The organism is Chryseolinea soli (genome assembly GCF_003589925.1).
Taxonomy (GTDB): domain Bacteria; phylum Bacteroidota; class Bacteroidia; order Cytophagales; family Cyclobacteriaceae; genus Chryseolinea; species Chryseolinea soli.
In genome coordinates, this window is record NZ_CP032382.1 from 731,539 (window position 1) to 745,072 (window position 13,534).

The 13,534-nt window shown below is 51.9% G+C and carries 15 protein-coding genes; 9 read left to right on the top strand and 6 right to left on the bottom strand.

Annotated features, from left to right (window positions below):
* The first annotated feature begins 178 nt into the window (after positions 1-178).
* Positions 179-1,255, top strand: a complete 1,077-nt coding sequence (locus tag D4L85_RS02935) for a hypothetical protein (RefSeq protein ID WP_119752917.1) — start codon at positions 179-181, stop codon at positions 1,253-1,255.
* Between the two features lie 42 nt (positions 1,256-1,297).
* Here D4L85_RS02935 and D4L85_RS02940 read toward each other — a convergent pair whose 3' ends face one another.
* The 3 genes from D4L85_RS02940 to D4L85_RS02950 form a co-directional block, all read right to left on the bottom strand.
* A complete protein-coding gene (locus D4L85_RS02940; protein ID WP_119752918.1) occupies positions 1,298-2,200 on the bottom strand; it encodes an alpha/beta hydrolase in 903 nt (300 codons plus the stop codon).
* Between the two features lie 117 nt (positions 2,201-2,317).
* On the bottom strand, positions 2,318-2,734 hold the full coding sequence (locus D4L85_RS02945) for a response regulator (protein WP_119752919.1): 417 nt from the start codon (positions 2,732-2,734) through the stop codon (positions 2,318-2,320).
* Between the two features lie 181 nt (positions 2,735-2,915).
* Positions 2,916-3,110, bottom strand: a complete 195-nt coding sequence (locus tag D4L85_RS02950) for a hypothetical protein (protein WP_119752920.1) — start codon at positions 3,108-3,110, stop codon at positions 2,916-2,918.
* Positions 3,111-3,343: 233 nt separating this feature from the next.
* Here D4L85_RS02950 and D4L85_RS02955 point away from each other — a divergent pair, with 233 nt between their 5' ends.
* The 5 genes from D4L85_RS02955 to D4L85_RS02975 all read left to right on the top strand — a co-directional run bounded on the left by D4L85_RS02955 (position 3,344) and on the right by D4L85_RS02975 (position 7,503).
* On the top strand, positions 3,344-3,652 hold the full coding sequence (locus D4L85_RS02955; RefSeq protein WP_119752921.1) for a protein-tyrosine phosphatase family protein: 309 nt from the start codon (positions 3,344-3,346) through the stop codon (positions 3,650-3,652).
* A gap of 193 nt (positions 3,653-3,845) precedes the next feature.
* The gene (locus D4L85_RS02960; protein WP_119752922.1) at positions 3,846-4,502 is read left to right on the top strand and encodes a response regulator transcription factor; all 657 of its coding nucleotides are present in this window, start codon (positions 3,846-3,848) and stop codon (positions 4,500-4,502) included.
* 155 nt (positions 4,503-4,657) lie between these two features.
* A complete protein-coding gene (locus D4L85_RS02965; protein WP_119752923.1) occupies positions 4,658-5,251 on the top strand; it encodes an RNA polymerase sigma factor in 594 nt (197 codons plus the stop codon).
* Positions 5,252-5,293: 42 nt separating this feature from the next.
* Entirely contained in the window at positions 5,294-5,842 is a 549-nt protein-coding gene (locus tag D4L85_RS02970) for a hypothetical protein (protein ID WP_119752924.1), read from the top strand.
* A gap of 251 nt (positions 5,843-6,093) precedes the next feature.
* The gene (locus D4L85_RS02975) at positions 6,094-7,503 is read left to right on the top strand and encodes an ATP-binding protein (RefSeq protein ID WP_160143507.1); all 1,410 of its coding nucleotides are present in this window, start codon (positions 6,094-6,096) and stop codon (positions 7,501-7,503) included.
* A 10-nt stretch (positions 7,504-7,513) separates the two neighbouring features.
* On the opposite strand, the gene D4L85_RS02980 is transcribed toward D4L85_RS02975, so the two are convergent.
* A complete protein-coding gene (locus D4L85_RS02980) occupies positions 7,514-7,882 on the bottom strand; it encodes a bleomycin resistance protein (RefSeq protein WP_160143508.1) in 369 nt (122 codons plus the stop codon).
* A 30-nt stretch (positions 7,883-7,912) separates the two neighbouring features.
* Positions 7,913-8,896, bottom strand: coding sequence for a GlxA family transcriptional regulator (locus D4L85_RS02985; protein WP_119752927.1), 984 nt, complete (start codon positions 8,894-8,896; stop codon positions 7,913-7,915).
* 144 nt (positions 8,897-9,040) lie between these two features.
* On the opposite strand from D4L85_RS02985, the gene D4L85_RS02990 reads away from it, so the two are divergent.
* Both D4L85_RS02990 and D4L85_RS02995 read left to right on the top strand, forming a co-directional pair.
* Positions 9,041-9,460 carry a VOC family protein gene (locus D4L85_RS02990; RefSeq protein WP_119752928.1) on the top strand — a complete coding sequence of 140 codons (420 nt, stop codon included), beginning with the start codon at positions 9,041-9,043 and terminating at the stop codon, positions 9,458-9,460.
* A 36-nt stretch (positions 9,461-9,496) separates the two neighbouring features.
* A complete protein-coding gene (locus tag D4L85_RS02995) occupies positions 9,497-9,874 on the top strand; it encodes a DoxX family protein (protein ID WP_119752929.1) in 378 nt (125 codons plus the stop codon).
* 61 nt (positions 9,875-9,935) lie between these two features.
* Here D4L85_RS02995 and D4L85_RS03000 read toward each other — a convergent pair whose 3' ends face one another.
* Positions 9,936-12,347, bottom strand: a complete 2,412-nt coding sequence (locus tag D4L85_RS03000; protein WP_160143509.1) for an ABC transporter permease — start codon at positions 12,345-12,347, stop codon at positions 9,936-9,938.
* 188 nt (positions 12,348-12,535) lie between these two features.
* Here D4L85_RS03000 and D4L85_RS03005 point away from each other — a divergent pair, with 188 nt between their 5' ends.
* Positions 12,536-13,513: a toxin-antitoxin system YwqK family antitoxin gene (locus tag D4L85_RS03005; protein ID WP_119752931.1), complete on the top strand. Its 978-nt coding sequence runs from the start codon at positions 12,536-12,538 to the stop codon at positions 13,511-13,513.
* Positions 13,514-13,534 lie beyond the last annotated feature (21 nt).

The window sequence follows — 13,534 nt, forward strand, 5'->3', positions numbered from 1 at the left end:
TCAAAAAGGCATCGAATGCGTAAATATAATGTACGGGAATAATTTTCTCCGGATTTCGGAATACAACCGAAAAATTGGCAGAATCCTTGATTTGATCTGCTTAAACCTCGCCCCTTCAACCCAGTCTAACCTATAAAATAGTGCAGACGCAAATAAAGAAGACATAAATAGCGAAGCCATGAAAGTAACGAAGATCATATGCCTCATAGCCTATACGCTTGCCGCCGGGGCACTCCCGGCGCAGAACAGCGTGGCGCAAGATTCCACAGGCCTGCCCGGCGACAATTTCAGCCTGGAAGGCGCCTTGGAAATGTTCAAAAAAGCCGGTTCGCCGCAAGAATTCGAGCGTTTGATCAACACCGAAAACAACGGGGTGAACAACCTGGACCTGAACGGCGACGGCGACATCGACTACATCCGTGTGATCGATAAACGCGATGGCGATAATCACGCCTTCGTTCTCCAGGATGCCATATCCGAAACCGAGAGCCAGGACATTGCCGTGGTGGAAGTGGAGCGAAAGGGAAATCAAGACGTGGTGCTCCAAATCGTCGGTGACGAAGATATTTACGGTGAGCAATTGATCGTGGAGCCCCAATCAACCCAGGCCAGCCAGCCTGAGCCGGCTGCAGCGGTAGCGCCGCCGGTAGTCGTCAATGTTTGGGGTTGGCCTGCCGTGCAATACATCTATGGCCCCTCGTATACAGTGTGGGCTTCGCCGTGGGGTTGGGGTGGATGGCCCGGGTGGTGGCACCCTTGGCGCCCGTGGGGCTGGCATCGATTCTATGCGTATTGCTCGCCATACCGTCCGTATTATCGCGTCGTGAATTATCACCGGGTTGTGTATGCTCACCGCATGTATTCGCCAATGCGGTCGACCTCGGTTATCGTGCGAACCCGTACGGGGCCGGCGGTCACGCACTATCGCTACACGCGGGCGGTTTACCATCCGGCCAGTAGCCGTTACGTGAACACGCGAAACACCGTCCACGGAACGTACGGTCGAACACGAACCACCACCTATCAGGGAACCAACGGGCGGACACGAACCACTACCTATCAGGGAACCAACGGGCGGACACGCACCACAACGTTTCACCCAACCAACGGACGGACGCGAACCGCACCGGTCCATGTCACCAACGGCCGGACACGAACCACGGTCGTTCACGGAACCGGCGGCCGATCACACGCCTCAACACCGCATGCAACCGGTGGCCGCGCACGATCCGTACGAGCGCCATCGCATCATTAAGAAATAAGCAGAAAGGCATCCACCACGACGGGTGCCTTTTTTTTATTTCATGACGCTATCCAGGAAAGCAAATAATTTTGTGCGCACTTCTTCCGTGTCGAACATTTCACCAAAGTGCGGAGCACCTTTCACGACCGTCAACTCGTTTCTAACATGTGCCAGGTCCAGATAGGATTTGAGGAGATACGATTGCGTAGGCGGAACGTCCTGGTCCTTTTCGCCGTGAACAATAAAAAACGGCGGGTCGTTTTTATCGACATAGGTCACGGGACTGGCCGTGTTGCTGAGATCGGGACGTTTCACCGGCGAAGCGCCAAGCAGTTTTCCGACAGGCGTTTCGTCGGGCACATTGGGATCCGCGCCTCCGTAGAAAAGTAAAAAGTTGCTGGGGCCATAAAAGTCCAGCACCGCTTTGATCGGGAACGAAGGCTTTTTATTCCCGGCATAAAAACCAGGTTGGTTTTGGTTGTTCGACAGGGCCAACAGCGATGCCAGGTGTCCACCGGCAGAGAAACCCATCAGTACAAATTTATTCTTATCGAACTTGTAGGTCGCCGCATGGTTGTACAAGTATTCGACCGCCTGGTTGCAATCCTGGATCTGTGCGGGGAACACCGCCGTCGTGCTGTGCCGGTAGTCGATGGAAGCCAGGGCATAGCCTTTTTCCAGGATCGTGCGGATGGTGTTTTTCATATATCCCATGTCCGCATATTTATCGTTCAACATCCACGCGCCACCATGCACCCAGATCACTAGGGGCGTGTTGGCAGTGGCTTTGGCGGGGAGGTAAATATCCAGCAAATGCTTTTTCAGTGTATCGTTCGCGTAGGCGATGTTTTGATGCATGACCGTACCCGCGGGGAAGATCGATTTTATCCGGTCGGGCTGCGCGACAACGTTTAGGGTAATGCAAAAGAAGACGAAAGCAGGGAAAAGCGGTTTCATATGCATACGGGTTATGGATATGAAATGTAGGAAATTGGGTCCTGAAAAAAATCAGCCCGTCGTTTTTTTGTTACGGGCGGGTCTGGGATGGGCGCAGAGCAGCCGTGTTCCCTTGGACTAATTGATTTTATAAGCCTGTGTAGACCTCAGGTTCTTCAAAATGGACTCAATGTCCTCGCGCAGTTTTTTATAGTTTGCGGCTTTACAGAGATAGTCTGAAGCGCCCAGTTCCAAACATTGCACGACTTCGTGCTCGGTGCTGGAGGTGGAATACATCACCACGGGGATCGTTTTCAAATTCTCGTCACGGCGAATCTCCATCAGGCATTCCTTGCCATTGATGAGGGGCATGTTGATGTCGAGGAAAACAACATCGGGGAGGACGATCGCTTCTCGAAGTACCCTCAGGGCCTGAAGGCCATCGGCGGCATACAGGAACAGGATGGAGCGATCGATCTCGCGCAAAATTTCTTGAAACATTTCGACGTCGTCTGCATCATCATCAGCATACAACACACAGATCTTTTTCTCCATTTTTTCGACACCAGAGAACGGACTATAGACGGGGGTTCTCTCCTTTCCCTGCAAAAATAATATTTTCGCGAACGGAAATCTAGTGCCGACCAAATCTATACCTGAATAAATAAATCATCCCAGTCCTGTAGATACAACAATTGTCGGTCGCTGTAACACCTGCAATCGATAAAGCCCGGCTCTAGGAAGACTTTGTTCTGGCTTTTTTCAGACGAGCTTGTTCCGCGGCAGACTCATTGCCTTCCCGCACGTTTTGGGGTGTCGATGTTTCCTGGCGCCGGGTATCGTAGGAGGTGAACTTCCGGTCGTCGTTGCTTCCTCTGGTGGAGGGCGTCACGCGTTGGTGATCGTTTGGATTTTTAGGTGCCTTTTTCATGGTGATCGTGAAATTGGGTCTTTGATACTTACCACAATTTCATGCCACATGCTGATCCTCAAAGCCGGCTTCAACGACGCGCTTTTCTTGTGGCGCTGGGGCAAATTTTCCGGGCGCCCTGGGTATTTTTGCCCACAGGCTAACCGGCCGTCGAATAATTTGTATTTCTGAAATACATTTTGGTTTGATCGCATGAACTATTTACGGACTTTCACCCGCAAAACCCCCGATAAATGATCACCCGAATCTGGCATGGACGAACCGCTCTGAAGAACGCAGCGTCCTATCTTCAATTTCTCCTCAACGAGGGCACACGGGAATACCTGCAAACACCCGGCAACCTGTCGGTCAAAGTATGGCAAAAGATGGACGCCGATTGCTGTCATTTTTGGACGGTAACGGAATGGACGGACATCGAGGCGATTAAGAAGTTTGCAGGAGAGGATTATAAAAAGGCGAAGTATTATCCGGAGGATGAGGGGATATTGTTGGAGTTTGAGGAGGGGGTGGAGCATTGTGAGAGTTTTGTCGTGAGGGGATAAGTCAGGAGCCAGGAGCCAGGAGCCAGAAGCCAGGAGCCAGCAGTCAGTAGCCAGTAGTCAGTAGCCAGTAGCCAGTAGTCAGTAGTCAGTAGCCAGTAGTCAGGGTGCGGGTTGGGGTGCGATTGGGGGGAGTTTTTTGGGGGTGGTGAAATTTAATTGGGGGAGTGCCGTTTATTTTTTGTAAAATAGGATTATGAGCAAGATCAAGGTATTGTTGGCGGATGATCATAAGATCATCCGGATTGGGTTGCGGGGGATATTGGAGCGCGAGGAGGATATGGAGGTTGTGGGGGAAGCCGAGAGCGGGGGCGAGGTGTTGGATATGCTTCAAAAAACCGTGACGGATGTGGTGTTGATGGACATCGACATGGGGCGGAGCAATGGAACGGAGACTACCCGGAAGGTGCGGGCCATGTTTCCGGATGTCCGGGTGCTGGCCCTGACGATGCATGAGGAGGCGGAGCATATCATCTATATGCTGGAGGCTGGCGCGAGCGGGTATTTGCTGAAAAATGTGGGACGTGACGAATTGCTTTCCGCTATCCGTACCGTTGTACAGGGAAACAGTTATTTCAGTCATACGGTGTCGGCTACATTGTTGAAGGCCATTACCGATCTGAAAAGCAAGCCCTCTTCTGCATCCAAACAGAGTTCGGGGTCGCCCCTCTCCGATCGCGAGATCGAGGTGCTCAAGCTCATCGCCCAGGAACACTCCAACGGCGAGATCGCAGAAAAGCTTTTCATCAGCATCCGGACAGTGGATACACACCGCAGAAACATCCTGGAAAAATTACAGGTAAAGAATACGGCGGGGCTTGTCAAGTACGCTATCGAAAAAGCGCTTATTTAGGCTGTTTTTCCTCGTGGGCTACGAGAAATGCGCAGTCGCTAAGAGAATTGCGTAGTGCGCTAAGCGTTTTACCGGTTTTTTAAAATACGCTTTTATACTCTACCCTGTTGGATTGGGATGAGCCAACTTTAGGCATCATTTCAAACCCCCAGCGTATGAAGACCGAGGTCCGCAAATCCGACGAAGAATTGATCACCGCCATCCTGGCAAACGACACCGATGCCCTTGGCGAATTGTATAACCGCTACTACAAAAAAGTTTTTCAAAAGTGTCTCTCGTTGGTAAAAGATCCCGACGAAGCGTTTGACCTGGCGCAGGAAGCTTTGTTGAAAGCATTCGACCATCTCAAGAATTTCCGGAAAGATTCTTCCTTCTCCACTTGGTTATATATCATCGCACACCGCCATTGCCTTTTGGCGCTGCGAAAGAAAAATAAAAACGGCGTGCAATCCAACGAAGTGTTGGATGACGAAGCCGACCGTCTTGCCGAAAACACCGACGAAGCAGAACATCGCATCGAATCGGAGGCCATCATGTTTAGCCTCATCAACCAGTTGCCCGAAGCCGACAGAGAATTGCTCTTCCTGAAATACCGCGAAGGCGAATCCATCGAAGCGCTGCAACAAAAATTGCAGCTTTCCACCAGCGCCATCAAAATGCGTCTGAAGCGTTCCAAGGAAAAACTGAACAACGTCTATGTGGTAGCCCTTAGCGTTGGCCTAGCGGAAGCGTTGGCCATGTTGGCATAATGTGACTTTCTTGCTTTTCTCGCTCTAAAGAAAAATGGCAGTATGACCAAGACCATTCTCTATCCTTTCCGGATCGATCATGATTTTCGCATGGGCTATGCCTGGTCTGCCGAATTGGCGCGCCGGCTGCGAGGCCGTCTGTCGCTATTCACCACAGTGACTGAATCTACAGGGGAATCATTGGAGGAGGTCTACCATTCGTTGGCCGATGCGCAGGGTTTTTATGTGAAAAATTTCCAGCTGCTGCAGCTCCGGCTCAAACCCGTGCGGTCGGAACGAAATTTTCTAAAGGGCGAATTCCTGCCCACGTTTCGCGACTTCGTAAGCCGCGATCTACCACACATCCTGGTCCTGCCCTCCCATATTTTTCCCAGCGATGTCATCAAAGAATACATCGTTTCCGGTCAGCCGCTCGCCGTGCTGCCGTCTGTCCAAAACCCGGAAATCCCCGCTACGCGGAGAGACCGCTCACAATGGTTCATCGGCATGTTGAAAGACGTTGCCCTGTATAACGTGCCCGCATCGTTCTTTGTCACCATCAGCGAAGACCAGGGCCTTTTCAATTCCATTGCGGCATTTTTCAGAAAATAATTTCCTTCGAAAAAAAAGCCACTCATCCCTGAGTGGCTCTACCCTACCTAACCCTGCAAAACTGTCTCCTATTTTCTCGGGCGCATTCGTATTTTCGTTAACGCCCTTTGTTTCCTTTTTGATGGCCCACCGGGGAAAAAGTCACAGCACCAGCTAATTTTCTTATTGACCGTTTGTATGCGAGAGTGCCCGCCGTGCCGTTTCCGGTGTATATTTTCCCTATTTTAGACAGCAAAATCGAGAACCCCCGCATGAAGATAAAACCCAACCGGTTGCAGGCCACTGGCATCTACGTATTGCTCGTGCTCTCCATTTTACTGGTGATCGTGAGTGCCTACATCACGCACTACAACACGGTTGAAAAAGAAGAGTCGACCAAAACGGTGATCCGTCGCTACCGGTCCATCGAGTCGGCTACGAAGCTGCTTTCGCTGATCCATGACATGGAGTCGGCGCAAAGGGGCTATATTCTTTCCGGCGACAGCGTTTTCCTTACGCCGTACCAACAGGCCCAGGGCGCGATCTCAACCGAAACCAGCATCCTCAAGAAGCTGATCAACGACAACGAGGAGCAAACCCGCTTCCTGGAAGGCGAGATCCTGCAGGTCATTCGACAGCGATCGGAAGACCTGGACAATGGGATCCGCATCTATAATGCTCACGGCAAAGACAGCGCCGATCACCGCATAAACATCAAGACGGGGCAGACCCACATGGACGCGCTGCGCATTTTGGTGGAAGACCTGGTGCGCCGGGAACGTCTGCTTTTGGCGCGGCAAAATGAGACGCTGGAGAAGAACATGAGCGTGGAGGACACCGTGCGCTTCATCGCTTTCTCGCTCATCGGCCTCACTTCGCTGGTGGCGCTGATCGCGTTGATCGAACGGCAGCGAAGCATCAAAAATCTTGTCGAAACGCTAAACCGGGCCAACGAAGCGTTGGAAGAAAAAGTGCAGGAACGCACCAAGCAGTTGGTGGAAGCCAATGCCGCCAAAGACCATTTCCTCGGCATCGCATCGCACGATCTGAAGGCGCCTTTGTCGGGGATTCTCCGTCTCATTGAGGTGCTGAAATTGGAAGGGTCCATGCGCGCAGAAAAAGACCAGGAATACCTGAACTATATGGAGGACGCCTGCCACGACATGCTGCGCCTCATCCTAAACCTGCTCGACATCAACCGGATCGAACGCGGGGCCACACCCATCGTGAAACAACCGGTGGATGTGGGTAAGCTTATGGCCAAACTGGAAAATGAATTTTCGCACCAGGCCCGGCTGAAACACATTGACTTCAAGGCCGGGACGATCTCGGGCCTGCTCAACACGGATGCCGATGCGTTGTCGCGCGTGTTGGAAAATCTCCTTTCCAACGCCATCAAATTTTCGCCGCGTCACCGGGTCGTACAATTGCATGCAGAAAAAAATGCCGATGGCTTTCGCTTCGCGGTCACGGATGAAGGGCCCGGGATCCCGGAAGAAGATCTTCCTTACCTGTTCGGAAAATTTCAAAAGCTTTCGAATAAACCTACCGGTGGTGAAGGCTCAACCGGTCTGGGATTGTCCATCGCCAAAGAACTGACCCATCTGTTAGGGGGAAAAATTACGGTCGCCAGCGAATTGGCTAAAGGAACGGTATTCACGGTAACCATTCCTGAAAGTTGAATGAAAGCCGTTAACGCTGGACAAATCGCAGCGTGTTCCCATCGGGATCATCCACATAGAACTCCCGTGTTCCCCAGGTTTGATCCGTAGGGCCCTGGTGAACCGGTGAATCCCTTTTTGCTTTCGCATTCAACCCGCGCGCTACATACTGTTGAAAAAGCTGATCGATGTTTTGAATCAGAATGCATGCTACGTTGCCAAAGGTACCATCGCCGGAATAGCTAGACAGGTGCAACTCGGCGCCTTCACGACTGAGAATGCTATAGGAAGGCGACCCGGTGTCGGGCCACGTTCCATGGTGCTTGAAGTCGAGCACTGTGGTGTAGAAATCCAGTGATCGCTTCATGTCACTGCATCGCATGGAAGGGATAATGTTCATGGTATGGGCTTTCAGGATGGTCAAGCAAGATCACACCGTGACCTCTAGTTTATTGTACTTATTCCTATACTCCACCGGGGTTAGTCCCGTGATCTTTTTGAAGATCGTGCGGAACGCTTTCGTATCGGTGTAGCCCACATCATAGATCACTTCGTTGATGTTTTTACCGCTCGTTTCAAAGTCGCGTTTTGCGGCTTCGATCTTTATGCGTTGAATGTATTCCATCACGGTGTTGCCGGTAGCCTTCTTGAACCGGCGTTCGAAACTTCTTCTGCCCAAGGCAAATTGATGAGAGAGTTTATCCACGGTGATGCGGTCCTGGTAGTTGCCTTCAATAAACGCCTGTACTTGTTTGATGGGTTCGTCCTGGTGCGACTTCTGTCCTTCAAAAATAATGAACGGCGATTGGCTTTGACGGTCGATGTCGATCGCATAGGCTTTGGAAGCAAGCACGGCGACGTCGCGGCCAGCCATTTTTTCCACGAGATAGAGGATCAGGTTGAGGTATGAATACGCTCCTCCACTGGTATAGACGCGATCTTTTTCGGTGATGATCTTATTGTCCATCAGGTTGATCTGCGGGAACATTTGCCGGAACGCGGAGGCCATCATCCAATGGGTGGCGCAGGGCTTATCGTCCAGGAGGCCCGTGAAGGCGAGAAAGAATGCGCCCAGGCACAAGCTGGCTACCGACGCACCTTGTGCGTATTGCGTTTTGATCCAGGGAATAAATTCGGCGTTCATTTCCATGGCTTGCTTCTGGTCGCCATGCACAGAGGGGATAATAATGAGATCGGTCTTCTTTACATCCCGGATCAGCACATCGGGTGCGATGGTAAAAAGTCCGTTGCGCTGACTGGTTCCTTTTTCGACGCCTACCAACTGCACGGTAAACAGGGGCGCTCTACCGAGTTGATTCAGAAAAACATTCAGCTCTGAAAAGATCTGGTGACTCCCTTCGATGTTCACCAGGCTGGTATGGCCACGCGGTACGAGAATGGATATGTGTTTCATGATAGTAAAGATAAAACAATGTTCGTCCCTAAATCAATCCTGTCGGGATTCGCCTTGCAATTGACGGAATCCCCCCTTTTCATTCCCGTCATGACGCCCCAACTTTGTATCATCAACAGAGACTGATCCAAACAGCGAAAAAATATGGCCAGCATCAACTCCTACCTCACATTTTCCGGCAACTGCCTCGAGGCGATGACCTTCTACAAGGAGTGCCTGGGCGGTGAGTTGGTCTTGCAAACCGTAGGCGAATCACCCTTTGCTGCGTTCATGCCGTCGCATATGAAACACTATGTGCTCAACTCCACGCTCACCAACGACACGCTGGTGCTGATGGGTTCGGACATGGTTCCGGAGACCGGGCTTTCGCGGGGAAACTCCATTTCCATGATGCTCCACTGCAACAGCGAAGAACAGGCCCGCACCTATTATTCGCGTCTCGCGGCCGATGGCGTACCAACGCATCCCCTGGAAGACACGTTTTGGGGCGCCGTCTTTGGTGATCTCACCGACAAATTCGGCAACCACTGGCTCCTTTATTTTGAAAAAAAATCTAATGCTTAACTTTCTTATCAACTACACTCAAAAAACCTTATTGTCATGAAAACAATCAACATTCTGTATTGGGTATTCACCGGGCTCTTCGCCGCCCTGATGATCTTTTCCTCCTTCTCCAATATCGTCACGGCACCCGACGCTGTGGAATTGATAAAAGCAAAATTGGGATATCCCACTTATATCATTCCCTTTCTTGGAGTAGCCAAATTGCTGGGCGCCATCACCATCCTCATTCCCCGCTTTCCGCGACTGAAGGAATGGGCCTATGCAGGGTTGATGTTCGACCTGATCGGCGCAACCTATTCGGCATTCGCGATCGGCGAAGCAGGCGCTGCATTCATGTTCATCTTTGTCGCCCTGGGGTTTATTTCCTATTACTTCTATCGCCGGAGAGAAACGATGATGGCGGCATCGAAATAATTTTTCGCTATTCAAGCATCACACGACATAAGAACCGGTATCCACGCCGGTTCTTTTTTATTTACTGATCTTTAAGACTCTTTGCGGGATTGGCCATCGCGGCCTGAATCGACTGCCCCGCAATGGTGGCCAGTGTAGCCACCAGCACGATCACCCCCGGCAACACGATCATCCAAACCTGCACGTCGATCTTATAGGCAAAAGTTTGCAGCCACTGCCGCGTTAAATAGTAGGCCAGCGGGAAGGCCAGCACACAACTGATGACGATCAGCCTGATGTAGGTCTTCGAAAGCATCACCAAAATATTCCACACCGAGGCGCCCAATACTTTGCGCACGCCGATCTCCTTTGTGCGCTTCACCATCGCCAGCGACGCCATACCAAAAAGTCCCAGGCTGGCCACGGCGATGGAAATGATACTAAAAAGATTCAGCAGGCGGGCAAAAAGCTCGTCGGCCTGGAATTGTTCACCAAAAAAACGATCCATGAAATAATAAATGAACGGGTCGTTCGGATAATGTTTATGCCACAGCGTCTGTAAGTTCTGGAGATATTCACCCTGGCGTGACTGGACATAGAACGTGTAATAGCCATATTCATTCGGATGGCGATGGTAGAACACGATCGGGTCTACGGGCTTGTGTACCGATTCATGATGATAATCTTTCCAGACACCGATAATCGTTGCCTTGTCGTGCGCGGCGTTCATGATGCTGGTGTTTACCGCATCGGTCGGATTGTCGTAGCCCAGGGCGCGCGCGGCTGTCTCGTTGATCATGCAGGTGAGGCCCGTTTCACTTTCCTGGAAGTTGCGCCCCCCAAGCAGTGTGAGGCCGAAGGTTTCCTGGTAGCCTTCGTCGATCCACATGACCCAGAAGGATTGCTTTTTTATATTGGAAGACCCCACGGCGTGAATGTCTTCGTCATGGAAGCGGATCTCCTGTCCGGGGATATTCATGGAAGCGGTGCCCGACCGGAAAGCGGAATGCTGCATCACGTCGTTTCGGAAAGAGCGATAGCGTGAACGCCGCAGCGAGTCGGAGTTGGTTGAGGCGGGTGCGCGCAGGGTGATGGTGTGGCTGGTGTTAAAACCCGAATCGAAGTTGCGCATAAACCTGAGCTGCCGCCCCGCGATCAGCGTGATGCCAATGATGGCGACGGCCAGGAAAAGCTGGAAGACCATGAGGCTATGCTGCAGCACGTTCGCTTTGCCCCTGCCAATGCTGAGTTTGTTCTTCAGGATGAGGGCCGGTTTGTAGCGCGAAATGAAAAGGGCTGGATAAAAAGCAATCAGTGTCGTGCCCGTCACAAAACCCGCAAAGTATAGGGCCCACGTAGTGGGTTCGGTTGGACGGAAGGCGATGTTTGTGAAGAGCAAGTTGGCAAACGGACCCGAAAAAAGCAGGTAGAGGCCTGCCCCCAGACCAAAGGTGACGCTGGAAAGCACGACGGCCTCCAGCAGGAACTGTCCGCTGATGGCCGAGCGCGAAGCCCCGAAGACCTTGCGCACTCCGATCTCGTCCGCACGCTCCAGGGAGCGGGCCAGCGACAGGTTCACATAGTTGATCCACGCGGCCACCACAATGAAGATCGCCAGCGAGATCAATGCAAACAAGATCGTCTTGCTGATGGCCGGTTTGGCCTCGCCTGACAACGCGCCGGCTGAGGTGTGCAGGTCTTCATAGGCGCTCAATGCATAGCGCGCCGTGTGTCCCCGCTTCTCCAAGGTCGTAATATGCTTGTTGGCCATCTCGGTCAGTTCGCGGTCGATGGCGCCGATGTCGGTCACGTGGTCTTTCAGCTTCACGTAGGTAAAGGTCCATGGTGCGTTGAAGTCACCGTCGCGCGAGATCCATCCATAGTAGGGCATGGTCGACCAGGAGAGGAGAAAGTCAAATTCCAGGGAGGTGTTGGCGGGGATATCTTCAAACACGCCGGTCACCGTGAACGGCAGGCGCTCGTTGAAGTACAGGATCTTCCCCATGGGGTCGGCGTCGCCGAAATAGACGCGGGCTTGCGATTGAGAGATCATTACCGAACTGGGCGGCGTCAGCGATTGATCTGCCGAGCCGCTGATGAGCTTCAGGGGGAAAACTTTCAGGAACGAGCTGTCGACGTAGAGCATGTTCTGATCTACGATGCGCACATCTTCGGTAAAGATATAGGCCTTCTCATTATACACCCGCGTCACGGCCTCCACCTGGGGTGCGTAGGCGTGCATCAGCAGCGCTGTGCGATCGTGCGTGCGTGCACTTTGCAAGACGGGCTGGCCTTGTTGGTACTCGAAATAGTCGACGCGGTAAATGCGGTCGCCGCCCGGGTAAAATTTGTCGTAGCTAAGCTGGTAGCCCACATAGTTCGTCAGCGCCAGGAACACGGCCATGCTGATGGACAGGCCGATCATGTTGATGATCGTGAAACGCTTGTGGCGAATGAGATTCCGGAGGGCGGTATTCCAATAATGTTTGAGCATCTGGGGGCGGGCTATATGGGAAGGTAAAATACCGAATTGAAATAATTCTTTATTATTTATTTTGAAATATGGCGGGAAAACAACGCCCGTTGGTGTGCGTCGGAACCCCGTCCCGTTAAAAAACATCGATCATTTGTCGATAAACTCGTATTTTGCGCCAGCATCCCGTAATGGATTTACACGGAACTATGAAAAAAATCGTCTTAGTTACTTTGTTCAATATGCTGATCGTCTCCCTTTCCCTGGGCCAGACCATCATAAAATATCCGCATTGCAATTGCCAGGAAAAGATCACCTACTCCAGCACCGAACCCAAAAGGCCGGACGGTCCCTACGAGTGGGTTTGCAACGATGTGGTGATTGAATCGGGCCAATTCAAAAACGGTTTGAAAGACGGCGCGTGGATCAGCAAAAGCAAACGGGGTGTCATCATCGGCCAGATCGAGTATACCGATGGAAAATTGAATGGTGCCTACGAACTCTTCCACTCCGACGGCACACCCAAGCTGGTGGCGCGCTTTGTGAATGGCAACCCGGAAGGCAGCTGGCAATACTTCAACGCAAAAACCAAAGTCATCAAGACCGGGAGTTATAAAAACGGGACCCCCGTAGGCGTTTGGACCATCTACGACAAGTTTGGCAAGAAGGTGTTGATGGAATACAATTTTGATCAGAAATCCGTCGCGCCCGAAACACTCGCCCCGTATTACAAGAACAACACCATGCTTCACGATGATCAAAGTGAAGAGTTCGTCCTCCTCTACTACCCTGACCGCACCCCCCGCGCTGAGGTGCAGCCCTTGGGTGGCTTTTTATTGGCCAACGACTATTTTGTGGAGTACATGACGATCCCGGCCGTGATGATGGATACCTATACCAACTACAACTTCCAGGTGAGCGTGAGCGTTGAAGCCAACGCCGTCAAGACCATCGACGTGCTTTTTGTAGACAAAGCGGAATACCATCCCCAGACGCCATCCCTATCCTACATCGTGTCGACCAATCCATCGGGAAAATTGCAACGGATAGACCACACGGTACTGAACCTGAAATACCTGAGGGGAAAGATCCAGGAAGCCATGAGCATTATGGGGCCTTGGGTGGGTACGTCGGGAAATCCGGTGGAGATCCAGGTTCCTTTTGTGCTGAACGATATCAAGCACTAGCCTGGGTTGGCCGGAAGCAAG

Excerpts from the sequence above, each read along its gene's own strand:
- D4L85_RS02985 (WP_119752927.1), bottom strand. The coding sequence starts at position 8,896 with ATGAAACACATATCCATTCTCGTACCGCGTGGCCATACCAGCCTGGTG.
- D4L85_RS02975 (WP_160143507.1), top strand. The coding sequence starts at position 6,094 with ATGAAGATAAAACCCAACCGGTTGCAGGCCACTGGCATCTACGTATTG.
- D4L85_RS02995 (WP_119752929.1), top strand. The coding sequence starts at position 9,497 with ATGAAAACAATCAACATTCTGTATTGGGTATTCACCGGGCTCTTCGCC.
- D4L85_RS02935 (WP_119752917.1), top strand. The coding sequence starts at position 179 with ATGAAAGTAACGAAGATCATATGCCTCATAGCCTATACGCTTGCCGCC.
- D4L85_RS03000 (WP_160143509.1), bottom strand. The coding sequence starts at position 12,347 with ATGCTCAAACATTATTGGAATACCGCCCTCCGGAATCTCATTCGCCAC.
- D4L85_RS02980 (WP_160143508.1), bottom strand. The coding sequence starts at position 7,882 with ATGAACATTATCCCTTCCATGCGATGCAGTGACATGAAGCGATCACTG.
- D4L85_RS02940 (WP_119752918.1), bottom strand. The coding sequence starts at position 2,200 with ATGAAACCGCTTTTCCCTGCTTTCGTCTTCTTTTGCATTACCCTAAAC.
- D4L85_RS03005 (WP_119752931.1), top strand. The coding sequence starts at position 12,536 with ATGAAAAAAATCGTCTTAGTTACTTTGTTCAATATGCTGATCGTCTCC.
- D4L85_RS02970 (WP_119752924.1), top strand. The coding sequence starts at position 5,294 with ATGACCAAGACCATTCTCTATCCTTTCCGGATCGATCATGATTTTCGC.
- D4L85_RS02960 (WP_119752922.1), top strand. The coding sequence starts at position 3,846 with ATGAGCAAGATCAAGGTATTGTTGGCGGATGATCATAAGATCATCCGG.
- D4L85_RS02955 (WP_119752921.1), top strand. The coding sequence starts at position 3,344 with ATGATCACCCGAATCTGGCATGGACGAACCGCTCTGAAGAACGCAGCG.
- D4L85_RS02990 (WP_119752928.1), top strand. The coding sequence starts at position 9,041 with ATGGCCAGCATCAACTCCTACCTCACATTTTCCGGCAACTGCCTCGAG.
- D4L85_RS02965 (WP_119752923.1), top strand. The coding sequence starts at position 4,658 with ATGAAGACCGAGGTCCGCAAATCCGACGAAGAATTGATCACCGCCATC.
- D4L85_RS02950 (WP_119752920.1), bottom strand. The coding sequence starts at position 3,110 with ATGAAAAAGGCACCTAAAAATCCAAACGATCACCAACGCGTGACGCCC.
- D4L85_RS02945 (WP_119752919.1), bottom strand. The coding sequence starts at position 2,734 with ATGGAGAAAAAGATCTGTGTGTTGTATGCTGATGATGATGCAGACGAC.